The 22,780-nt window shown below is 32.5% G+C and carries 23 protein-coding genes; 14 read left to right on the top strand and 9 right to left on the bottom strand.

The window, feature by feature from the left end:
* The first annotated feature begins 124 nt into the window (after positions 1–124).
* The 7 genes from GvMRE_RS08615 to GvMRE_RS08655 all read left to right on the top strand — a co-directional run bounded on the left by GvMRE_RS08615 (position 125) and on the right by GvMRE_RS08655 (position 6,670).
* Entirely contained in the window at positions 125–439 is a 315-nt protein-coding gene (locus GvMRE_RS08615) for a hypothetical protein (protein ID WP_147410792.1), read from the top strand.
* A 43-nt stretch (positions 440–482) separates the two neighbouring features.
* Positions 483–1,463 (top strand): hypothetical protein, encoded by a 981-nt coding sequence (locus tag GvMRE_RS08620; RefSeq protein ID WP_147410793.1) that lies wholly within the window; start codon positions 483–485, stop codon positions 1,461–1,463.
* Positions 1,464–1,465: 2 nt separating this feature from the next.
* Entirely contained in the window at positions 1,466–1,774 is a 309-nt protein-coding gene (locus GvMRE_RS08625; protein WP_147410794.1) for a hypothetical protein, read from the top strand.
* Positions 1,775–1,778: 4 nt separating this feature from the next.
* Positions 1,779–3,761 (top strand): AAA family ATPase, encoded by a 1,983-nt coding sequence (locus GvMRE_RS08630; protein ID WP_147410795.1) that lies wholly within the window; start codon positions 1,779–1,781, stop codon positions 3,759–3,761.
* Between the two features lie 40 nt (positions 3,762–3,801).
* Positions 3,802–4,005 carry a hypothetical protein gene (locus GvMRE_RS08635; RefSeq protein ID WP_147409922.1) on the top strand — a complete coding sequence of 68 codons (204 nt, stop codon included), beginning with the start codon at positions 3,802–3,804 and terminating at the stop codon, positions 4,003–4,005.
* A 694-nt stretch (positions 4,006–4,699) separates the two neighbouring features.
* Positions 4,700–5,335: a hypothetical protein gene (locus GvMRE_RS08645; protein WP_147410797.1), complete on the top strand. Its 636-nt coding sequence runs from the start codon at positions 4,700–4,702 to the stop codon at positions 5,333–5,335.
* Positions 5,336–6,034: 699 nt separating this feature from the next.
* A complete protein-coding gene (locus tag GvMRE_RS08655) occupies positions 6,035–6,670 on the top strand; it encodes a hypothetical protein (protein WP_147410797.1) in 636 nt (211 codons plus the stop codon).
* Here GvMRE_RS08655 and GvMRE_RS08660 read toward each other — a convergent pair whose 3' ends face one another.
* The 3 genes from GvMRE_RS08660 to GvMRE_RS08670 are packed head-to-tail and all read right to left on the bottom strand — an operon-like array spanning position 6,671 to position 9,448.
* The gene (locus GvMRE_RS08660; RefSeq protein WP_147410799.1) at positions 6,671–7,174 is read right to left on the bottom strand and encodes a hypothetical protein; all 504 of its coding nucleotides are present in this window, start codon (positions 7,172–7,174) and stop codon (positions 6,671–6,673) included.
* Positions 7,116–7,961: a hypothetical protein gene (locus tag GvMRE_RS08665; RefSeq protein WP_147410800.1), complete on the bottom strand. Its 846-nt coding sequence runs from the start codon at positions 7,959–7,961 to the stop codon at positions 7,116–7,118. The genes GvMRE_RS08660 and GvMRE_RS08665 overlap by 59 nt, the downstream gene beginning before the upstream one ends.
* Positions 7,962–8,011: 50 nt before the next feature.
* Positions 8,012–9,448, bottom strand: coding sequence for a hypothetical protein (locus GvMRE_RS08670; RefSeq protein WP_147410801.1), 1,437 nt, complete (start codon positions 9,446–9,448; stop codon positions 8,012–8,014).
* A gap of 106 nt (positions 9,449–9,554) precedes the next feature.
* Between GvMRE_RS08670 and GvMRE_RS08675 the strand changes: the two genes are divergently transcribed.
* Positions 9,555–10,283: a DNA-methyltransferase gene (locus GvMRE_RS08675; protein ID WP_147410802.1), complete on the top strand. Its 729-nt coding sequence runs from the start codon at positions 9,555–9,557 to the stop codon at positions 10,281–10,283.
* 149 nt (positions 10,284–10,432) lie between these two features.
* Positions 10,433–11,080 carry a DNA-methyltransferase gene (locus tag GvMRE_RS08680; protein ID WP_216361641.1) on the top strand — a complete coding sequence of 216 codons (648 nt, stop codon included), beginning with the start codon at positions 10,433–10,435 and terminating at the stop codon, positions 11,078–11,080.
* Between the two features lie 15 nt (positions 11,081–11,095).
* On the opposite strand, the gene GvMRE_RS08685 is transcribed toward GvMRE_RS08680, so the two are convergent.
* The 6 genes from GvMRE_RS08685 to GvMRE_RS08710 form a co-directional block, all read right to left on the bottom strand.
* On the bottom strand, positions 11,096–11,764 hold the full coding sequence (locus GvMRE_RS08685) for a hypothetical protein (RefSeq protein WP_147410804.1): 669 nt from the start codon (positions 11,762–11,764) through the stop codon (positions 11,096–11,098).
* A 17-nt stretch (positions 11,765–11,781) separates the two neighbouring features.
* Complete coding sequence (locus GvMRE_RS08690) at positions 11,782–12,177, bottom strand: hypothetical protein (RefSeq protein WP_147410805.1); 396 nt, start codon at positions 12,175–12,177, stop codon at positions 11,782–11,784.
* A 358-nt stretch (positions 12,178–12,535) separates the two neighbouring features.
* Positions 12,536–13,501 carry a hypothetical protein gene (locus GvMRE_RS08695; RefSeq protein WP_147410806.1) on the bottom strand — a complete coding sequence of 322 codons (966 nt, stop codon included), beginning with the start codon at positions 13,499–13,501 and terminating at the stop codon, positions 12,536–12,538.
* Positions 13,471–13,998 (bottom strand): hypothetical protein, encoded by a 528-nt coding sequence (locus tag GvMRE_RS08700; RefSeq protein WP_147410807.1) that lies wholly within the window; start codon positions 13,996–13,998, stop codon positions 13,471–13,473. The genes GvMRE_RS08695 and GvMRE_RS08700 overlap by 31 nt, the downstream gene beginning before the upstream one ends.
* Positions 13,899–15,008, bottom strand: coding sequence for a GTPase (locus GvMRE_RS08705; protein WP_147410808.1), 1,110 nt, complete (start codon positions 15,006–15,008; stop codon positions 13,899–13,901). The genes GvMRE_RS08700 and GvMRE_RS08705 overlap by 100 nt, the downstream gene beginning before the upstream one ends.
* Positions 15,009–15,194: 186 nt before the next feature.
* The gene (locus GvMRE_RS08710; RefSeq protein ID WP_147410809.1) at positions 15,195–18,890 is read right to left on the bottom strand and encodes a PolC-type DNA polymerase III; all 3,696 of its coding nucleotides are present in this window, start codon (positions 18,888–18,890) and stop codon (positions 15,195–15,197) included.
* 191 nt (positions 18,891–19,081) lie between these two features.
* Between GvMRE_RS08710 and GvMRE_RS08715 the strand changes: the two genes are divergently transcribed.
* Genes GvMRE_RS08715 through GvMRE_RS08735 form a run of 5 tightly spaced genes read left to right on the top strand, consistent with a single transcriptional unit; the run spans position 19,082 to position 22,778 of the window.
* A complete protein-coding gene (locus tag GvMRE_RS08715; RefSeq protein ID WP_147410810.1) occupies positions 19,082–19,267 on the top strand; it encodes a hypothetical protein in 186 nt (61 codons plus the stop codon).
* A 15-nt stretch (positions 19,268–19,282) separates the two neighbouring features.
* Positions 19,283–19,756, top strand: a complete 474-nt coding sequence (gene rplM, locus GvMRE_RS08720) for a 50S ribosomal protein L13 (protein WP_147410811.1) — start codon at positions 19,283–19,285, stop codon at positions 19,754–19,756.
* 2 nt (positions 19,757–19,758) lie between these two features.
* Positions 19,759–21,012 carry a coiled-coil domain-containing protein gene (locus GvMRE_RS08725; RefSeq protein ID WP_147410812.1) on the top strand — a complete coding sequence of 418 codons (1,254 nt, stop codon included), beginning with the start codon at positions 19,759–19,761 and terminating at the stop codon, positions 21,010–21,012.
* Entirely contained in the window at positions 21,012–21,437 is a 426-nt protein-coding gene (gene rpsI, locus GvMRE_RS08730; protein WP_147410813.1) for a 30S ribosomal protein S9, read from the top strand. Before GvMRE_RS08725 ends, rpsI begins: the two co-directional genes overlap by 1 nt.
* A 60-nt stretch (positions 21,438–21,497) precedes the next feature.
* Positions 21,498–22,778 (top strand): DEAD/DEAH box helicase, encoded by a 1,281-nt coding sequence (locus GvMRE_RS08735; RefSeq protein WP_147410814.1) that lies wholly within the window; start codon positions 21,498–21,500, stop codon positions 22,776–22,778.
* The last annotated feature ends 2 nt before the right edge of the window (positions 22,779–22,780 follow it).

The following is a 22,780-nucleotide window of genomic DNA, read 5'->3' on the forward strand; positions in this document are numbered from 1 at the left end:
AAACTAACCAAAAGTTAGCTGAAAGCAATCGTAAATTAGAACTCCAAATGAAAGAAAACTCCGAAAATGAGAAGATATTAGAGAAACTTATTAAAGAATTCCAAGAATTAGGGAGGAGTTTATAATGCTTAGAGAACAGACTTGAAATGAATGGCAAAGATTAAAGCCTAAAGTATTGCAAACTAAAAATAACTTCCAGCAAACTAGAGAAGAATTAACTAAGGATAAAATGGAGTTAATGAATAAAATAACAAGAATGCAAAATGGTTTTGAAACCATTAGATACCAAATGGATTCTGCCATTTTTGTAAATAATACATTTCTTCAAGAAAGTAGTGATTTGCTTCCTCTTGGAGAAAGGATTAATAATCTCCGTAATCTTTTAGTAGGAATTAAGGGAACTTGTAGTAGTTTAGAAAACTTAGGGGGTAATGGTTAATGAGTTGAATGATAATTTTAAAGAAAGGAGAGAGTAATTAGTTATGGCTAGATACACTGCCGATTATTTGTATAATGAATTTAGTGGACTAGCTTCTATGCGAGTTGGTTCAGAGTATGCTAACGATGCTGGTTATTGAACTGGAGGACATTGTAATTGAGGAGGTAGTCATAACTTACGAGAAGATTGTGGAACTTTAGCTAGAGGGTTCGATAAGTTGGAAAGTTTGGATAGTAAGAAAATTACTGATGCATTAACTAATACTACTAGTGAGCAAGAGTTTAATACACAAAAATCAATTTTGCTACAAAAAATCAATGAAATCGAGAGTGGTTTGCAAGTAAGAACCGGTGCTTCGAGTGCCATGTTTGGTATTTGCATCATTTGAGCAGATGATGCGATGAGTACTTATGTAGAAAGCAAAATGCAAGAATGTCGAAGAGGGATTGATATTTTGAAAAGTCAATTAACAGGAGAAACCTACAAATGAGTAGAAGAATTGAAAAGAATTCAATTTGAGATTGACCAAATCGAGCAAAGAATGCAGGAAAATAAGCGTAAAGCAATGAATGAAAAAGATCCCACTAAAAAGCAAGCACTCATAGTAGCAATTGAGGAAGATGGTAAATTACTTCAACAAAAATATAGAGAACACCAAGCACACTCCAATAAATACAAATTTAATCCAAGCAAGTATGTTTCTGATATGATCGAGGGTATGAAAAAAGCCATTGAAGGAAAAAATAGAGGTGGCTCAGGAAACAGTGGCAATAACAACGAAAGCGGAGGAGGTGGTAACCGAAAAAACCCTAATAATCCTTTTGATAGCGATAGTGATGATAATAATAAAGATCCTGACAAAAATAATAAAAAACCTCCAAAAAACAAAAGAAAAAAAGATGATGACAACCAATCAAATCAGCAATTAATTATCTTTGCTGTAGTAGCCTTAGTAGTCCTTTTTCTCCTCATGAACCAGAGCAATAGCCAACCCAGACCTAGTCGCTATGATGACCATTATTAACTATGACTAAACAATTTAACCTAGATATTGACACTGAAGAAATCAAACAAAAACTTGGTGAACAAACTGAAAAGTTAGAGGATAAAATTCGTGATTCTTGAGCAAATTTCCACCCTTATTACGGTGAATTAGAACCCTGGAAAAGAGGTCTAATCCTGATTGGAATTCTTGCCCTCTTAGTCTTTATCATCTATTACCTCACTAAACAAGAAGACCCTGCCGAAGTTTTACGCCGTAAAGAAAAAGCTGAAGCTGCTATGGAAGAAAGAGTGTTGAAAAGAGTTGAGCTTTTAAAGAAATTAAGAGAATAAAGCTATGTATTACGAAGAATTTGACGAACAAGAACAACAAAAACTTGCTGAAACTAAAAGCAAGAAAAAACAAAAACAAGCCACTATGCTAATTGCTCTAATCCTAATTGGAGGGATTACTTATTACTTTTTAGGCTATTTACCGGAAGAGAGAAGCAGAATTAAGCAAGAAATAGAGGAAGCATTTAAAGAAAATTATTTGGTGTTCCCTGAAAAACTAGACAAATCTCTGTGAGAAGAAAAAGAAAGTTGAGAAGAACACTTAAACTCTTTATTCTTACCTTCGCAAGTAAAAGCTTTTGGTGAAAGAATGCTAAAAGCCATTGAACGAAAAGCTGAAGAATTAGATGAAGAAGAGAGAGAAAAACCCAAGAAACTAAGAGAAGAAGCAATTAAGAATATAAAAAACTCATTAGAAGAAAACGAGGACCAATTGCTCTATATCCAAAAGGCTATTGAAAATTTTACCAAGAAAATTAATAAAACGCCTATTGATGATTTATCTACTGTGCAACAAGAAGCTAATAGTCTTATTCTTGAGCAAAGAAACAAAAGAAAAAGATTGTATTGGTTGATACCGACCCATAATTGAGCCGACAGATGATTAATGAGAAATAAACAAAGTCTTGACAGTATTTGAAACGAATTAGCAGAAAAGTTAAAGGATGGAAGAAAAACATATCCACCTTATTTTGATGCGAGAGCAGTTTACCGAATACAGTTTCCTCCATCTCTCTGAAATGATTTATCTGAAAAGGAAAAACAACTAGCTAAAGCCAATGGTCATAGTGAACTTACTTTAAGAAATGAAGTATCTGGTTATAGATTTAGCCCTTTAATCGAAGAATGAGAACAAAAAGTAAAGGTAAATCCAGTAAGAGGAGAAATAGATCCTAATGACTTGAGTAATCTAGATAATAATGCCTTATTCTATGGAGCACCACGAACTGGTAAATCAATCATGGCAGAAAAACTGGCTTATGAAGCTGATAGATATCCACTAGTGGTAATTCAAGGCTCGACTTTAACTCCTAACAAAGCTAATACTAGAAATAATATAGATGTTGCTTTAAAATTCTTTTTTACTATTAGCAGCATAAGTTATGATTTAGAAGATGATTATGGCTTTGCTAGAGAAGAGGATGGCGAGGTTCGTTATATTTTACTTATCGATGAAGCTGACCAAATATGTACAACTAACCTCCTACCACCTAGCCAAGTTTCAATTCAATTAACTTTCCTAAAAGAATGTATGGGTAGCGATAACAAATCAGAAGAAAGTAAAAACCTCTGAATCGCTGCCACTAATCATTTAGATAGCATCAATGAAGCTGTTTATCAAGCAGGTAGACTTTCTAATCCTCTGTGTTTTAGTTGAACACTAGGAGAATTCATAAATTATTCCGACCAAGCAGGTATTAGTAATAAGTTTCCTCAGCACTGAATGGAAGCAAAAACTTTAAATGATGAAGACAATAAATGAATAAATGAATTCAATAAAATTATCTTTGATGGACATTTTTTGCCATTTTGAAACAAATTTATCAACAGTAATCCTAATGCTGAATATGAGCCTGATAAAGATGATGATACTAACCAAGGAAACAGTAGTAATCAAAACAATGAAAAAGTAAAAATTAAATGAGGCGAGTTCTTTGAGTTTTTTTGAAGATTATACGACAGCAAACAATTAGATAACTTCGAAGGTAAATTTATTAATCCTCGCAATCCAAAAATAGAAGAAGTACTTGTAAAAGTTGAAAATACTTTGAAACTAACTGCCAATAAAATCAGTGAAGATATCAGCAAAGCTATTGATACCAGACTTAAAGAACTTGACCAGACTGCTAACCAAACTAGACAGACTATCCAAAATAGCCAAACCGCTATGTCCAGCACTATTAGTAGAAACTTAGAGGAAATCAAAAATCGTCTCCAAGAAATAGGAAGAAATATGAGTGATAGAACTAGAAATCCTTTTCTCTAATAACCAATCCCTGTCTCCAATGCTTAACTATTAAAAATTTATGAATAAAAACAATAATAAACAAATCCAAGAAAAAATAATCCAAATTGAATCCCTCATCCAAAACACCAAAGCTTCCCTTAAATCTTGAGCCAATTTAATTGGTAAATATCACTTACAATTAAAAGAATTCACTAACCAACTTGCTTTACTAAAAAAAGAACTAAATATGAAAGAAAAAAACACGAAAGGAGCCACCAAATAATGGGACTTTGGCAAACACTTTGCACTTGTGCTGGTTGTGCTATTGGTGCAGCTTGTGTAATTATGACTGGAGGAACAGCTTCTGCAGTAGTAGTGCCTTTACTTATAGCTAGTGGAGGAGGAGCTATTGCCGGAAATCTTATTGGTAGTAAATTAGACCAAGAAGAAACCAAAACTAAAAATCAAGCTAAAGACCTTGAAATCAGAGGTCAAACTATTGAGACTTTGAAGAAAGATAATGAAAAAGCCCATACTGAAATCAATGAACTAAAGAACAGACACGAACAACAAGAAAAAATAAACAAGCAAAAAGAAAAAGAACTAGAAGAAGCTAGAAACAAAGCGAATGACCCTAACTTAAGTGAAGAAGATAGAACCTATTGAAGAAACAGAGTAGTTGTTTTGGAAGGTGAATTAAATCAAGGCAAAGACAAAAGTAAAAACCTCCTCAACGAAATAAAAGACTTAGAAGACAGAATTAAAGATAACANTATGAATAAAAACAATAATAAACAAATCCAAGAAAAAATAATCCAAATTGAATCCCTCATCCAAAACACCAAAGCTTCCCTTAAATCTTGAGCCAATTTAATTGGTAAATATCACTTACAATTAAAAGAATTCACTAACCAACTTGCTTTACTAAAAAAAGAACTAAATATGAAAGAAAAAAACACGAAAGGAGCCACCAAATAATGGGACTTTGGCAAACACTTTGCACTTGTGCTGGTTGTGCTATTGGTGCAGCTTGTGTAATTATGACTGGAGGAACAGCTTCTGCAGTAGTAGTGCCTTTACTTATAGCTAGTGGAGGAGGAGCTATTGCCGGAAATCTTATTGGTAGTAAATTAGACCAAGAAGAAACCAAAACTAAAAATCAAGCTAAAGACCTTGAAATCAGAGGTCAAACTATTGAGACTTTGAAGAAAGATAATGAAAAAGCCCATACTGAAATCAATGAACTAAAGAACAGACACGAACAACAAGAAAAAATAAACAAGCAAAAAGAAAAAGAACTAGAAGAAGCTAGAAACAAAGCGAATGACCCTAACTTAAGTGAAGAAGATAGAACCTATTGAAGAAACAGAGTAGTTGTTTTGGAAGGTGAATTAAATCAAGGCAAAGACAAAAGTAAAAACCTCCTCAACGAAATAAAAGACTTAGAAGACAGAATTAAAGATAACAACAAAAATATCACTTCGGTTGGCTCAGGTTCTAATGGTAAAGATAAGAAGGGAATTATGGCATTTCTTACTCTGGAAAACATCCTAATATGCTTGGCTATCTATGCCGTATGGCAAATTGCTATTAAAGATGATAGGAGGTATTAATTAGTCTTTTTTCTTCCTCACTACTAACAAAACAATTAAGCCAACTAAACCAGCACCTAATATAAAACTTCCTCCTATCCATAAAGCTAATTTAAGGTTATCAGACTTTTGTTCCTGTTTGGCTTGTTTTTGTTTTAATTTAGTTAATAACTCACTGATTTCTTGGATTATTTGAGAATATTTAGCTTGCTCTTCAGGGCTAAGTTTAGATAAATCCATAACTTTAGTTTCAGGATTAAAAATTAATTTACTTTCTAGTTTACTTAATTCTTGGGCTAGATTGAGGAACTGTTTTTGTTCTTCTCTGGAAGCATTAGATAATAATTGCTGTTGTTCTAATAACTCTTGATATTCTTTGGAATTCTCTCCATAAATCTGAATAATTTTCTGTTTAGCTTTGGAGAAGAATTGGTTTAATTGAGGATTATTAATGATAGGCTGGTCATTAGGCGAATTGTGTTCAGGTTTGCTCTCTCTCTCTCTCTCTCTCTCTCTCTCTNATAAAAACAATAATAAACAAATCCAAGAAAAAATAATCCAAATTGAATCCCTCATCCAAAACACCAAAGCTTCCCTTAAATCTTGAGCCAATTTAATTGGTAAATATCACTTACAATTAAAAGAATTCACTAACCAACTTGCTTTACTAAAAAAAGAACTAAATATGAAAGAAAAAAACACGAAAGGAGCCACCAAATAATGGGACTTTGGCAAACACTTTGCACTTGTGCTGGTTGTGCTATTGGTGCAGCTTGTGTAATTATGACTGGAGGAACAGCTTCTGCAGTAGTAGTGCCTTTACTTATAGCTAGTGGAGGAGGAGCTATTGCCGGAAATCTTATTGGTAGTAAATTAGACCAAGAAGAAACCAAAACTAAAAATCAAGCTAAAGACCTTGAAATCAGAGGTCAAACTATTGAGACTTTGAAGAAAGATAATGAAAAAGCCCATACTGAAATCAATGAACTAAAGAACAGACACGAACAACAAGAAAAAATAAACAAGCAAAAAGAAAAAGAACTAGAAGAAGCTAGAAACAAAGCGAATGACCCTAACTTAAGTGAAGAAGATAGAACCTATTGAAGAAACAGAGTAGTTGTTTTGGAAGGTGAATTAAATCAAGGCAAAGACAAAAGTAAAAACCTCCTCAACGAAATAAAAGACTTAGAAGACAGAATTAAAGATAACAACAAAAATATCACTTCGGTTGGCTCAGGTTCTAATGGTAAAGATAAGAAGGGAATTATGGCATTTCTTACTCTGGAAAACATCCTAATATGCTTGGCTATCTATGCCGTATGGCAAATTGCTATTAAAGATGATAGGAGGTATTAATTAGTCTTTTTTCTTCCTCACTACTAACAAAACAATTAAGCCAACTAAACCAGCACCTAATATAAAACTTCCTCCTATCCATAAAGCTAATTTAAGGTTATCAGACTTTTGTTCCTGTTTGGCTTGTTTTTGTTTTAATTTAGTTAATAACTCACTGATTTCTTGGATTATTTGAGAATATTTAGCTTGCTCTTCAGGGCTAAGTTTAGATAAATCCATAACTTTAGTTTCAGGATTAAAAATTAATTTACTTTCTAGTTTACTTAATTCTTGGGCTAGATTGAGGAACTGTTTTTGTTCTTCTCTGGAAGCATTAGATAATAATTGCTGTTGTTCTAATAACTCTTGATATTCTTTGGAATTCTCTCCATAAATCTGAATAATTTTCTGTTTAGCTTTGGAGAAGAATTGGTTTAATTGAGGATTATTAATGATAGGCTGGTCATTAGGCGAATTGTGTTCAGGTTTGCTCTCTCTCTCTCTCTCTCTCTCTCTCTCTGTCAAACTGTTTATTCTTTTTAGACTCCTCTTTTCTTTTTCTCTTTTGAACTTTTTCAGTTTCTTTTTCTCAGCAAGAGGCACAATATAGGGAAAAAACATTTTCACCTGTCAATTCTGCTCCACAGAGTTCACAATAAGACTTTTGACTTTCCTCTCACTCTCGTTGCTCTTGTTTTTCTTTCTTTCAACAATTAAAACAAAGCAAATATTTGGGATTATTGGCATTAGGAACATAAAGTTCTTCGACTAAGAATTTATTCATACATCCATGACAGTATTCTCCATAGTAGTCTACATAGCATTCATCAGAACAAAATTTCTTGCCATCATTTTTAGTTTTGTGATAATAATATCTGGTTCCTAGTTTGATTTCTTTATAACAAGCTAATCCTGAACAGCGAATTGGTTCTTCTTGTTTTTCTGACTGCTTATCAGATTTCTTGTTTTGTTTTTTGGGTTTAGTTTTATTTTTTTCTAGTTCTTTTATGGTTTCAATGTCTAGTGTTCTTAATTCCCTGATTAATTCGTGATATTTTTCGACTGTATCTTCATAAACGATACCAAGTTTTCCTAATTTTCCTTTAGTATAAATATAATCAACATGTAGTTCTTTCTCGCAATGTATTGATAAAGCAAGATTAGATTCATGACATTTTTCTTCCAAGTTAGTAATTTCTTTGATTCTTTCTATGTCTTCTTTGATTTGTTTTATGACACCATTTTCTTGGTCATCAATAGGAAAATATTCATTAAATTTTGCCAAATATTTTCTTTGTTCATCATTATTCATAAATAGCCTCCTTTACAGAGAGAGAGAGAGAGAGAGAGAGAGAGAGAGCATTAGTTGTTCCCTCCTTTACTAGAACCAGGGGTTCCGTAAGTTGGTTGGATGATTTGGGCTTGAAAGTTTTCGACCTGATTTCCCTGCAAACTCTCCAAATGTTTTTCTAGTTGACTAAGTTCTGTTTGTTTAGTAAGTAGGTTTCGGATTTCTTCCTGAGTTAGATTGACTTTAAGAATATCCTGATAAGCTTCTATTTTGCCACTTAATTTATCTTTTTGGGAAGTTTCGTTAATTTGTGCTAGTTTCCTGTGAGTTTCCAACAATAAATCAACAATTTTCTCTGAATTACCAGCCTTATTTTTAGCATTAGTGATTAATTGCTCTAATTTGGCTTTTTCTTCTCCAACTTGCGGGCTAAGTTCTTGAACTTTTAAGCGAGTTATTTCTTGTTTAAGAGTAGTAAACTCTGGTTGTTCATTAAGAGAAATTATTTTAGCAATTTCTGCTATTTGGTTTTGTTCCTGAAGAGTATTTCTAATTTGGTTCAATTCTGAACCTGAGTATCTTTCTACTTCTTGTTGAAGCAAAGGTTGTCTTTCTTCATCTTGAGGAAAGGTTTGTCTTCTATTCTTATACTCGCGATAAAGATATCGAGCTATAATACCAAGTCCCACGGTTCCTCCTATTGTACCTATATCAAAAGAATTTAACTGAGTGCGAAAAGTGACTGCTGAATTGGGTTGGTTTCAAGAAAGTTGCGGTCAAAAGTAAGGAATTTTTCAGGAGTTTAATTGAGTGTTAGTATCGTTTAACTGATAAAGAGTTTTATTCAGCTGCTGATTAGTTTCTGATAATTGGGATTGAGTATTATTTAGTTCGTGTTGAAAATTATTAATAATAGTTTGATTTCCAATTAATTGCTCTTCTAAAGAATAAATTTTGTTAATTCAATATAAGTTATCTTTTCTTCAAGCTTGGTAATTATCATAATTTTTTAATTGCTCAGCACATCAATCATTGCAATAAAGACTTGTTAAATTTTCTGGTAAATATTCTAGACCACTATCAATATCAGTGTTTTTAATGTTTAAGTAATTCAAACTGCTCATATTTCTTAAAGGCTTTAAACTACCACTAAAACTATTGTTATCAATATATAATGTTTTCAAATTAACTGAATAGCTAAACAGAGGCAAATCTTGTTTAGAGAAGTTATTGTCTGTTACACTTAATCAAGTTAATTTTTCTATGTAGTGAGAAAACTTTATGTTTTTTAGATTATTAGAATCACAATAAACCATAGATAATTGACTCAAATTACTCAATTCAAGTTGAGTGAGTTTATTAGTATAACATCTAAGTTCCTCTAAATTAACAAAGTCGTTTAAATCTAAGTTACCCTCTAAATCTTTATTATTAATACCTAATCTTTTTATTTCTTTTCTTCCTTCCTTGGGATAATTTTCATCTAATCATTCTTGAGCATTAACCATAATAAATAATTTTATGGTATACCAACTCAAAAAATCCTTTATTTCCAGACTACTTTTTAAAAGTAAATACTAAATAATACTTAATTTTCCTAAAAATAAAATCAATATGTTTCATTTCCAGAGAGAGAGAGAGAGAGAGAGTAATTATCAATTTAACACTCCCCAGCAAGGAGAAGCCTTAGGGTTATTGACTTCTTTACCAAAAAATAGTGCTAGTTTGGTTTTTCTTGACCCTCAATACGAGAAAGTTAGCACTGTTTTAAAGTTAGATTACCCTTTACATTTCCAATCTGATTATCAAATTAGCCACATCTTAAAAGAAATTGAGAGAGTATTAAAACCCAGTGGCTTTTGTCTGCTGTGAGTAAACAAAACCATCTTAGGAACTGACCGAGTGCCAAATTGATTACTCCAAGCATCTCAGTTAAAAATAGTTGATTTGCTAGTGTGAAACAAGTCCCGTTTTGGTTTAGGTTCTTGATTAAGAAGCCAAGCAGAGTTTGCTTTTTTACTCCAAAAGCAGCCTACTAATAGCAAATTATTTAAGAACCGAAGTTTTGGAAATGTGTGAACTGAGGATAGTTTACCTGCTAATCAGCGAAAGCATCCGCATCAGAAACCCAAAGAGTTAATTAAAGCCCTCATAGAAGCCACCACCCAAGAAGGAGACTTAATTATTGACCCTTGTGCTGGTAGTTTCATTGTTTTAGAGGCTTGCCAAGAAACTAACAGGGAATTTATAGGCTGTGATTTAACTTTTAAGGAGATAGAGGAGTTTAAGAGAAAAACACGCATTGTGGATAAAGTTTGCTTAAATTGTTTTGAGTTTGTTTAGTTTTCTATATATAGTTTACTGGGGAGTTATATATAGTTTTTTTTTGGTATACCATAAAATATACTTATAGGTAAAAAAACNAGAGAGAGAGAGAGAGAGAGAGTAATTATCAATTTAACACTCCCCAGCAAGGAGAAGCCTTAGGGTTATTGACTTCTTTACCAAAAAATAGTGCTAGTTTGGTTTTTCTTGACCCTCAATACGAGAAAGTTAGCACTGTTTTAAAGTTAGATTACCCTTTACATTTCCAATCTGATTATCAAATTAGCCACATCTTAAAAGAAATTGAGAGAGTATTAAAACCCAGTGGCTTTTGTCTGCTGTGAGTAAACAAAACCATCTTAGGAACTGACCGAGTGCCAAATTGATTACTCCAAGCATCTCAGTTAAAAATAGTTGATTTGCTAGTGTGAAACAAGTCCCGTTTTGGTTTAGGTTCTTGATTAAGAAGCCAAGCAGAGTTTGCTTTTTTACTCCAAAAGCAGCCTACTAATAGCAAATTATTTAAGAACCGAAGTTTTGGAAATGTGTGAACTGAGGATAGTTTACCTGCTAATCAGCGAAAGCATCCGCATCAGAAACCCAAAGAGTTAATTAAAGCCCTCATAGAAGCCACCACCCAAGAAGGAGACTTAATTATTGACCCTTGTGCTGGTAGTTTCATTGTTTTAGAGGCTTGCCAAGAAACTAACAGGGAATTTATAGGCTGTGATTTAACTTTTAAGGAGATAGAGGAGTTTAAGAGAAAAACACGCATTGTGGATAAAGTTTGCTTAAATTGTTTTGAGTTTGTTTAGTTTTCTATATATAGTTTACTGGGGAGTTATATATAGTTTTTTTTTGGTATACCATAAAATATACTTATAGGTAAAAAAACCATGGTTAAATTCAAGTCTTCTCATATGCGTGTAAATATCTTGTATTCTTTTTTTACCTAGAAGGTAAGCAATAATTATACCCAAAATTATAGTTATTGCTCCTAAAGGAATTGCTATATACAACCAGTTGAATTCCCTAGATTTCTGGTAGTTAACTAGTTGTTTCTTGTTATCTTTTTTTGTTTTTTGTTGATGTAAAAGATGAGTTTTTTCTTTCTGAATAGACTGCATTATTTCTTTTCTATTTTTGTTTGTTTCTTGTAGAAAATTACTATCTTTAATTTTTGGCAAAGGATTATCATCAAGCCATTGAAAAATTCCTGTCATTTCATTTTCAAGCAATCCATCCAGAAGATTTAATTCCTCATTGGTAAGAAAAATTTTTTTCGTCTTTCATTCATTAGCAGTTTTAAATACTATATCAATCACATCTAAAAAAATTTCTGAAATTTGGAGGTCAACTTCTTCGGTTTTTTCTCTTTCTTTGGCACGTGTATATCTGCTGCCTACTTCTTCACATAGTTCCTTTATTTCTGACAAAGAAATTGTTTCTTTTTTTTCCTTTAATTGTTTACCAATATCTACCACTTTTTCTTTTAGCATGTTAAACATTAAGAATTTTACTTGTCTCTTCAACCTTTTTCTCTTTGTCAAGGAAATTTATCCCGTTCCGAAGTTGAATATCCGCCTTTTTCTCTTCAATTAGCATCTCTTTTTCATGGAGGTTTGTTCATTTGGTCTCTTATATATGCTTCATCTCTTTCGCTTTTTTCTCCTCTGTTTCTATCCGAACTTTCTTCTGGAACATTTTCAATATCAGTCATACTACCAAGTTCTAAATGTGTTTCATAAACATTATTACCTCTTTCATGTGAAACAATAAAACTACGAATTTTAGATATCACTACTTCTTGCTTATTTCTAACACTTGTATCTCATCCTGATTTGCTTTTTACTCTATAAACTTCGCTTTTAAGTTTTCTTACTGCTTCTCGTGCCTCTTCTACATTATTCATTACTAATGACTTAAACTCGCCACTGTTATTTTCAAAACGCCATTTATCTAATAAAAGATTATCGTCTCCTTGCCAAAATCCTACTTCTAAATAAAAACAACGGTTAGGATAGGAACAACCAGAAATAGTGCAAGGTCCATATCCTCCTTGTTCGCTGATATCATTATAACCTAAATCAGGATATAAATTCTCAACTATTAACCTAGTTTTCCGTTTTAAGAATATTTGGTTGAATTTTAAATTGTTTTTTTGTTGTTTTTAATTCTTTATCATTTTTCATAATTATTTACCTCATATATATATTTTAATAAATTTAGATTAGTTTTAACTACTAAATTATTAAATTTTTTAAATGGATTTATTTTTTTTCTTTATTCTTACCCATCAAATAAGCAATAACTATCCCCATTACTACTAATAAAACACCAGCAGGAATAGCAACATATCACCATTTAAATCCATTATCTTTATTATTAGATTGTTGGTTGTTATCTGTTTGCTGATTACTTTTAACTGGGTTGGTTTTGCTTTTATCCTTGGCCTGATTAACTTGACTTTGTTTTTTATTTAATTCACTTTGGGTTTGTTGTTTTTGGTTTTCTAATGTTTCTATCTTTTTAGTGATTTCTGGGTTATCAGCATTATCTTTATTTTGATTTTGTTTTAATTCGGCTATTTGGGCTTGGAGTTCAGTGATTGTTTGTTTTAAAGAATTAATTTCATTTTGGAGTTGTTTTTCATTTCTACTTTTTGAAGAACTATCAGAAGTTTGCGAACTCTCTGAAGAAGTTGGTGAAGGAGAACGAGAAGAATTGCTACTTGTATCACTTGAAGAACTGGATTGGTTGCCCTGTTTACGGCGTTGTTTTTCTTCTTGAACTGCTTTTTTTAATTTTTCTGCTCTTTCTTTTGCTTCTAAGTATCCTTTTTTTTCCTCTTCTGTTTGTGCTGGACTTTCTTTTTCGGCTCAATCAATCATTTTTGGAGCATTTTCAGCAATTTCTTGGAGAAAATTTAAATCATCATCGCTGGCAGGTACTTCGGCTCGCACTTCGAGTTCGGAAAAACAACTAGCCATTTCAAGGGCTTCGAAAAAAATATTTGCTTCTTGCCTTTCAATTTCTTTGCTAATCTCTTCGCTAGAAGAACGAACTTTTTCTTTTGCTTCTTCCAATAATTCTTTAATTTTTTTTCAAGAAAAATCTTTACCAGCAAGTCCACGAATTTGGTGGGCAATTTCTAATAATTCATTTTTTAGGTTCACACTCTCTCTCTCTCTCTCTCTATAATAATTTATTTTGGTCTTGGGAGACCAGCTTGTCAATTGGGGTCTCTTTGGGGAGGTCACAAACTTCTTTGTTCTATCAAATATCGTCTGTTGTCTTCTTGTCATTTAGCCTCTTTTTGTCTTTCTTCTGCTAACCTTTCATTTTCTCTTTCCTGTTCTCTTACTTTCCTATTTGATTCTGACTGTAATGTCTTCATATCTGACTGATAACGGTCTTCTCTTTTTTGGGCTTCATTTCTTGCTGCTACTTCAGTTTGAAGGCGCTGTTTTGCTATTTCTTTATCTGCCTCGATGCGTTTTTCTTCTAATTTTGTTTGCTGTTGCTGAAATTGCCATTGCTGGTCTTCTCGGCGTGCTTCGTAATCTTGCCTTTGCTGCTCTCTTTTCTCATCTTGTTTTTGGCTTTCTAAATGCATTTGGGCAATTAAAGCCGCTATATCAGAATTGGAAGAACTGCTTTTTTCGGATAATTCTCGGCGTAACTTTTCCGTTTCCTGATTGCTTTGCTGAATTTGGGTTTGGAGAGTTCGCATCTGTTGTTCTCCTGCTTCTCGGATACTCCTCGCTCGCTTCCCGTTCGTGAGCGTCCTTCCCGCTCTTGATTTCGGCGTTCCAAATCCGCCATATCACGACGCTGTTTTTCTTCCATTTCGATTTTAGTTTTGTGTAATTTTTCATCACCCTCTACTTTTACCTTGCGAATATCCTCTTCAAACTTAATGCGATTTTCCCGCAATTCTCGGGCTTGTTCTTCTTTCATTTCAACAATTTTCTTACGAAATTCTTCTTCTTGGCGTTTTCTGTCCGCTTCAATCTCTTTCATTTTTTCTTTAAGTTTTTCCTCGTGGGTTTTGTAATCATTAACCCTCTCATCCAAAGTGTCAATATTACTTGGTCGGTAATTTCCTCGACAACCTGCCAAGTAAGTTAATAATCTTGTGCGAGACTCTCCCCGAATTTCTTTATTTACCTCTACCACTCTTGGACGTCCCTCCAAAGGAGGATTATCGACATAAATAATATTGACAGCATTAAGGATATGAGCTAAGTCAGCATTTTCCATTCTTAATGATTGCCGGTCGTTAGCACATGCTTCTTCATTTTCAAAACGAGAAAAGTTAGTGCGAATAACTGTTGTATATTTAAGAACATCCTTATCAAAAATAATCGAACTTAACAGACCATAAGCCTCGGTTTCTTCCTTGGTGAACCTTCCTTGGGTCACGAATAAAATATGACTTAAACCTTCATTTTTCACTCGGTTTGCTATCTCGGCTAATCTAACTAATACCCCCTGGGGAGTTAAATTAGTATCGCCAATGCCAATCGTGTCAATTATGCGATACTTTATTTTTTCACTGCCATCTCTACTTAAATCAATTTCTGCTTTTGCTTCTTTAACATTTTTAGTTGCACTAACCGAACCATCGCTTTCTTTAAACACTTCCTCAAACTCATTATCTTTGTTTATTAACACATTTCCTAATGTGCTTTTTCCGCCGCCAGTGCGACCTATTAATAATATATTTCTAATTTCATTCATAATATTTACCTCATATATATATTTTTACACCAAAAAATTTTTTTATATAATGTTTATTAGTGTTATATAAGTTTATAATGATGCGCGCGCGAAAGAGGTGAATTTTAGATGATTTTGCTATCCAGGAAAAACCTATGGCATTTTTTGGTAAATTAACAGTTAACATCAGACTTCTTACTAAACAACCTATTTTTTGCTTGTCAATTCATTTAAAGTCTCGCTTAACTTTTGGAGCAAATTAATCAAGCTACTTTCCTCTAATTTTGCTAATTCTTGACTAATTTTATCAATTAAATTATTTTGCTTATTAGTCAAATTTTTTATTATATCAGCAATATTCTCGTCAGACAAGCCTAATTTTTCCCGGATTGCTTTTTTGGTTTCAGTTTTTAGACTAGTCCATTTGCCCTTACGAATGTATTCACTAGCCAAAAAAGCAATTTTGTTATCTACTCCCCAAGAAACCAAAAAAGTTCAAATGTCTTCTCGGCAAGCAATTAATTCTTCTAATTTCATGCCTTCTTTATAATGACTTTGTTGGTTTTGGGTCCAAACATCAGTTCCATGAGAGAAACCGGAAATTTGTACTAATTGGGAAAATTTATTTGGCTTTAAAGATTTGAGAAAGTTCCTTTTCACGAAATCAGTGCCAAATTCCGGAATTCCCAAAGTATCCGCTTGGGTGAAAATTTCCATAATTTTTTTATCATGAAAGGAAACAGCGGCTGGATTTGCTTTTGTTAACTCATATAATTTTTGTAAAACAGTAGGTTCATCATGTCCCAAAATATCTAGTTTGAGAAAGATTTTGGCTAAAAAGCTATATTCAAAGTGAGTAGTTTTTCATTCTGCCTGCTTGTTATCCGCTGGGTAGTTTAAGGGAGTATAATTGCAAATATCAATATTTTGAGGGATAATTAATAATCCGCCAGGATGTTGACCAGTAGTGCGTTTGATTCCTTTTAATTGTTCTAGCAATTTTTCGTCATCACCATTAGCATAAGAATTAAATTTAGGATTAAGTTCTTTTTTTAATTTTTTGTATTCTCGTAAAAATATTTCCGCAGTTTGTTGGGATAGTTTATTAATTGTGCCAATGCGATAAACATATTTTTCTCCTAAAAGTTCCCGAACGTAATCATGAGCAACCTTTTGGTATTCACCAGAAAAATTTAAGTCAATATCCGGAGTTTTTTCTCCTTTTCAACCAAAAAAAGTTTCAAAAGGTAAGTTATGCCCTTCCAAAATTAATTGATTTTTACATTGTGGACAATTCAGAAGTTCATTAATATCATAGCAAGAAAAGACTTTTTGGTCAGTTTGATAAGGCTCGAAATATTTACAATTTTGGCAAAAGTAGTAAGGAGATAAAGGATTAAGGTCAGTAATGCCAAGGAGGTAAGCAATAAAAGAAGAGCCTACCGAGCCCCGAGAACCAACAATAAAGCCATCTTGGTGAGTTTTTTGAACAATTTGATAAGCTAATCAGTAAATAGAAAGGTAATTTTCGCGAATAATTTTTCATTCTTTTTCCATTCTTTGTTTTACTGGTTGAGGCAAATTATCACCAAATAATTCTTGGGCTTTTTTTTGGTACACTTGAACCAACTTTTTTTCGTTCTCCGAAAAATCAGGATACTGAATTTGCCCGTCAAAGATAACAATATTCTCAGTCTGGTTAACAATTTCTTGGGGGTTGGTGAAAATTATTTCTTCTATTAAATCAGCATCTTGCAAAAACTTTCAATCTTCAATTATTTCTTTTCGATTGCGTAAATGCTGTTCTGGGAGGTTGCTAAAACGGTCTTCTTTGCCGTCCAAAGTGGCTTCGTTGTATAAAGGGTGTCTGGCACCATTCATTCCTTCGTTAGCGACAATGATTTGCTTGATAATTTTTTGCTCAGGTTGGCAATAATGAACATTATGATTAGCAATCATTGGGATATTTAAAGACCTGGCAGTTTGAATTATCTTGGCAGTAATTTTTTTTAATTCAATTTCTCCCATTCGTCCGTTTAGTCAAAGGTGCCGAAAACTACTAGGACTGTTTACTTCAATATAATCGTAAAATTTCATTGCCTTTTGTCGATCTGTTTCAGAGTTAAAAGCACTAAAAAGAGAAAATATTTCTCCTTCCCGGTTTCCGGCAGTTCCAATTAGCAAATTGAGTCGGTGTTTTTCTAAATCGGAACGAAAAACACAAGGCACTTTAAAAAGGTTGTCAGTATGAGAAAGAGTAATTAACTGGTATAAATTACTTAATCCGGCTTGGTTTTTTGCTAAAATTTTGACTTTATAGCCTCGGTTGGGAAAATACTGGTGATTAATCAAGCCTTCAACTTCTTTTCACTGTTTAATTCCCTGTTCTTGCAGGGATTTTAATAATTTAATAAATAAATCAGTTAATAACTTACTGTCATCCAAAGCTCGGTGGGTTTGGTGAATTTTGCCTTTTCCGGTGGAACGGCTTAATTTTTCTAAACTATATGACCTTCTTTCTGGCAAAATTATTCAGGCTAGTGGTAAAGTATCAATTACTGGGTGTGTTAAGTCTTCTCGAAAAGTTTCTTTCCAAACCTTATTGACAAAAGTAAAATCGAAGTTGCGAGCATTATGGGCCACTAAAACACAATTTTTTCAGTCTTGGCGAATTTCCGGTAAAATCTGTTTGAGTTTCTTTTCTTTTTTTAGTTTTTTTGGGTCAATGTCGGTGTACCAAGATTTTAGCACCTCAGCCGTAATTTCTTTTTCTGGACAAACTAAATAGGATTTTTCTTTAAGGATTTTGCCTTTTTTTCAAATGACATAACCAATTTCAATTATTTCATTATATTCTGAAAAAAATCCGGTTGTCTCCAAGTCAAAAATACAATAAGTTAAATCTTCAATATTTTGGTTCAAAAATTCGCGAGATTTTGGACCACGGTTAAAAACATAAGGAGGTAATTTGTCTTCCAACATTTCCATTTCACAGCCATAAATTAGTTTAAGATTAGGATTATGAAATTGCCAAAATTCGGGAAAAGACTGTGCATTATAATGCTCGGTGATTCCCAAAGCACCATATCCTTTTTCTTGGGCTACTTTAATATATTCAACTGGACTGCTTACACCATCCAGAGTGCTAAACCGGGTATGAATACCTAATTCAATTAATTTTTTTTTCTCTCATTGAGCAATGATTTCTTGGTTCAGAGGATTTTTTTTAACTTTGGATGGCTTTTCATTTGCTCCTAATTGGTTAGTAATAGGAATTTTTTGGTTAATTGGAGGCTCTTTTTTTTTTGGTTCATTTATTACTTTTTCTGTTTCTTCTGTAATTTTTTCTGGGCTTTTTTTAGTGTTGTTTTTTTTTTCTTTAACTGAAAACGATTTTTTATCAGACTGGGAAAGAGTTTTTTTAATTTGGGGAGAAGTAATGCCTAATTTTTCCCAACCAAGATTTTTAAGAGCCTTTTTTAGCATTAAAATATCAGAACGTACATTGTCTTCTTTTTTGTCAATATTTAGCAGTTGTAAAGTGTCTCGCCGCAGAGTAATTTTTTCGTTTAGTTGTCACTGGTTAATAATTAATCCTAATTGTTTATCTTTTCATAAAAAAGGGTTAAAATAAAGAAAACTAAAATAACTTTTTAATTTTGTTTCATTTATTTCAGAAAAAGCAGCAAACTTAACCTGATAGTCTAAATAATTAAATAAATAAAATAGCTTATTGTAGAGTAAATAAAATATTTTTTCTAATTCTTTTATTTCCAAATAAGAAGGAGCAACAATTTCTAAGGAGAGAGTGGCAGGAAAAGTTATAAATTCAATTTTTTCGTCTTTGGATGCGAAATATTCTTGGTTAATTTCAGCGAGAAAATGAGAAAAAGAAATAGGCATGTTTATGATAAATTTTTAGCCTATTATGACAACACTTAAAATCTTTTTATAGAGTAGAAAAGGAGTTAAATAGCGTTTATCACCCAAAACTGCTTTTTTTTATTTGAAAAAGTTAACAGAAATGCATTAAATACTTAAAAAAATGAGGAATTGTAAAATTTAAATTCGAACAAAGGATTAAAATTATACATATGGAAATAAAAGATTTGCAAATAGCTGGGTGAGCATGAGCACTAATTATTTTAATGTTTATTCTGTTTATAGCACTTTGAATTTGGTTGCTCATTTGGGCTTATAAAAGAAAAGGTATTTTAGGGTTTACCGCTGTTTTTCTTTTTGCTCTTTATCGCTCTTATTCCTCCTGACGACAAGAATAAAAAATAAAAATAAATATGAGTTCAAAAGAAAAAATAGAAATCAACAGTCAAAAAACTACCATTCTCCCCGTTTCCCAAGAAGAGAAATGATATTTTATTGATGTAAATGAAGTAGAAAATAAAGCCCCGGGAAGAATTGCTGCTGAAATATCCCCATATTTACAAGGAAAAAAAGAAGTGGACTGATTTCCTAATTTTGACCGTGAAATTCGTGTTGTTTTGGTAAACGCTAGCAAAGTTAAATTTACTGGAAAAAAACTTAATGACAAACACTATTATAGACACTCCGGTTATCCAGGAGGATTAAAAGAAACAAGTGCTAAAATAATGCTAGAAAAAAATCCTATTAAGTTAATGGAAAGCACTGTTAAAGGAATGTTGCCGCCAAATAGATTACGAAAAAGGCGAATGAATAGACTATTTATTTTTCCTGACCAAAAACATAATTTGCAAGCCCAAGAAAAGGATTTTGTTAAAATTAATATATAAACATGAATGATTTAGAAAGCCAATTGCGGCAAATTCACATTGACATAATGAAAGATAAAAGTTATATGGCTTTTTTTCATTGGAATAAAGCAAATGAAAAATGTTTAGAATCAAAAGAAAAAGAAAAAACAGACGAAACTAAAACAAAAGAAAAAGAAAAAACAGACGAAACTAAAACCTTAATGGCATGAATTTTTAGTGTGTTTGTAGATAAAACCAAAAAGGAATATAATAAATTACACGCCGGAAAAATGACTGGCACTAGCGAAATTTTAGACAAATTAGAAAACAATTTAAAAGAAATTTTAGAAACCATTGACTCACTTAAAAATTACCCTGAAATAGTTAAAGAAAAAGGAAATAATTATATTAATGACACCAAAGAAAGTATAAAAGAAGCTCAAAAATTAGTTCAAGTAAAAAGAGAATTTGCTGATATTTGAGACCAACAAAAAGAACTTGATAAAAGTAATTTTTCTTGACAAGCAGTTAAAGAAATTTGGGAACAAACCAAAAAGAGAGCAAACATTTCTCGACCAGAATGATTAGCCAAAGCCGCTGAAATGTCCAAAGAGGATATTTTAGTAAAAATTGCCGAAGGAGCATTATCACTAGTTATGGAACCCGACGAAGTTCCGGTAAATGGCTATCCTTCTACTCATGAAGAACTAGATTTTTTACAAGAAATCGCCGACGAGTTTCCAAAAACAATCGATAAAGTTATCAGAGAAAGAGAAGGAGAAATTAATAAAAACAACGAAGGTGTTGTCGAAATGAAAAAAGCCAATGAACAACTAAAATCCTTCATCCAAGAACAAAGAAAAAAACTTGGTTCTTCTGGCTCTACTAATAAACCAAATTCCCAAGACCAACAAAAAATCCAATCTCTCCAAAATGAAATTAATTCTTTAAAACAAACTATCACTGAACTCCAAGCCCAAATAGCAGAATTAAAACAAAATCAAAATAAAGATAACTCTGCTAATCCAGAAATCACTAAAAAAATAGAAGCATTAGAAAGCCAAAAGCAACAAATCCAAAGTGAATTAAGTAAAAAACAAAGCCAAGTTAACCAAGAAAAGAATAAAAGCAAAACCAACCCAGTTAAAAATAATCAGCAAACAGATAACAGTCAGCAATCTAATAACCAAGACAATAAATTTAACTGATTATATGTAGTAATTCCTGGTGCGGTTTTATTAGTGGTTATAGGAGTTGTGGTTTATTTGATGAGTAGGAAGAAAGATAAAAAGTAATGAATAGAGAAAATAATAATTATTATATTGGCGTAGGAAGAAGAAAAACCGCTAGCGCAACAGTTTATTTAAAATCTGGTGGCACAGGAAAAATAGAAATCAGCAAAAGAGGCAAAAAAGAAAAAAAAGATTTAGACGAGTATTTTACTAATTCATTACTTAACAAAAAAGAGATTTTAAGACCATTAGAAATTTTGAATAAACAAAATGATTATGACTTAAAAATTAGAGTAGAAGGGGGGGGAACAACCGGACAATTAGAAGCCATTAGATTAGGAATAGCCAAAGCACTTTTAGAAGTTTCTTCGGAATACCGAACCACCTTAAAAGGATTTGGCTTATTGACCCGTGACCCGCGCCGAGTAGAAAGAAAAAAAATTGGCTTGAAGAAGGCCCGCAAAGCTACTCAATACTCTAAGCGTTAATTAATAAGCATTTACATTGCTAAAATTATTAGTTAAAATGCCTTAGGAACAAATAAATATATGGAATCAACAAATAATTTCCTCTCAGAGAGGACAAAAAAAAATTTACAAGCAATTGGTTATAATGAATTAACTGACATTCAGAAAAAAGTTATCCCACTAATCTTGGAAGGAAAAGATATTATTGCTCAATCCCGAACTGGGACTGGAAAAACTGCGGCTTTTATTATTCCCAGTTTAGAAAAAATAAAGCCAATTGCTAAACCCCAAATTTTAGTTTTAGTGCCAACGCGAGAACTAGCTTTACAAGTTAGTGAAGAAACAGAAAAATTATCTCGGGGCAGCAAATTACGGATATTAGCAGTTTATGGTGGTGCTTCCATGCAAGATCAGTTGCGTTCACTACGTTCTGGTGCTGATGTAGTAATTGGCACTCCCGGAAGAGTACTGGACCATCTGGCAAGAAAAACTCTAAAACTAACCAGTTTAATTTTTGTCGTCCTTGATGAGGCTGACGAAATGATTAACAAAGGTTTTTTAGCCAATATTAAAGAAATAATTAAAATGACTCCAAGTGAGAGACAAACCTTGCTCTTTTCTGCCACTATTACTACGCCAGTAGCACAGTTTGCCAAACTTTATTTGAAAAATCCCGTGCGGATTAGTGGAGAAACAGCAATTTTGCCAGAAAATGAAATTAAACATTATTATTTAGAAACCGCCCCCCGGCAAAAAAATTTGTTTTTGCTTGATTTTATTCGTCTTCATAGTTCCGAATTAATTCTTATTTTCGTGAATACCAAAAAAAGAGTGGAACAAATCAACGAAAAATTAAGCAAAGAAAAACTAAAAGTTGATTATATTAATAGCGATTTGTCCCAAAATCGCCGAACCAGAGTTTTTAATAAGTTTAGAACTAAGCAAATATCTGTATTAGTTGCTACTGACGTTGCTGCTCGGGGACTACATGTTAATGATATTGCTTACGTTATTAACTATGATTTTCCCCAAAGTTCAGAATTTTACATTCACCGAATTGGTCGTACTGGTCGAGCCGGAGCCAGCGGTCAAGCCATAACTTTTATTAGTTCTCCCAAAGAAAAAAAATTATTGTTTTCTCTAGCAAAACAAAGAGGATACAAAATTGAATCATTAAATCTACCAAGCAAAGACCAAATCGAGCAAATCTTGGAAGACAAGTTGTTGGAAAAGATAATTAATAATTTAGAAAAAGATAAAACTTTTCAAGGCCACAATGAAAAAATAGAAAAATTAAACGAAAAATACGGTGCTGAAAAGGTAATTAATGCTCTTTTTAACTTACTGGTCAAATCTGATTAAGC

This window comes from endosymbiont GvMRE of Glomus versiforme, from assembly GCF_003546845.1.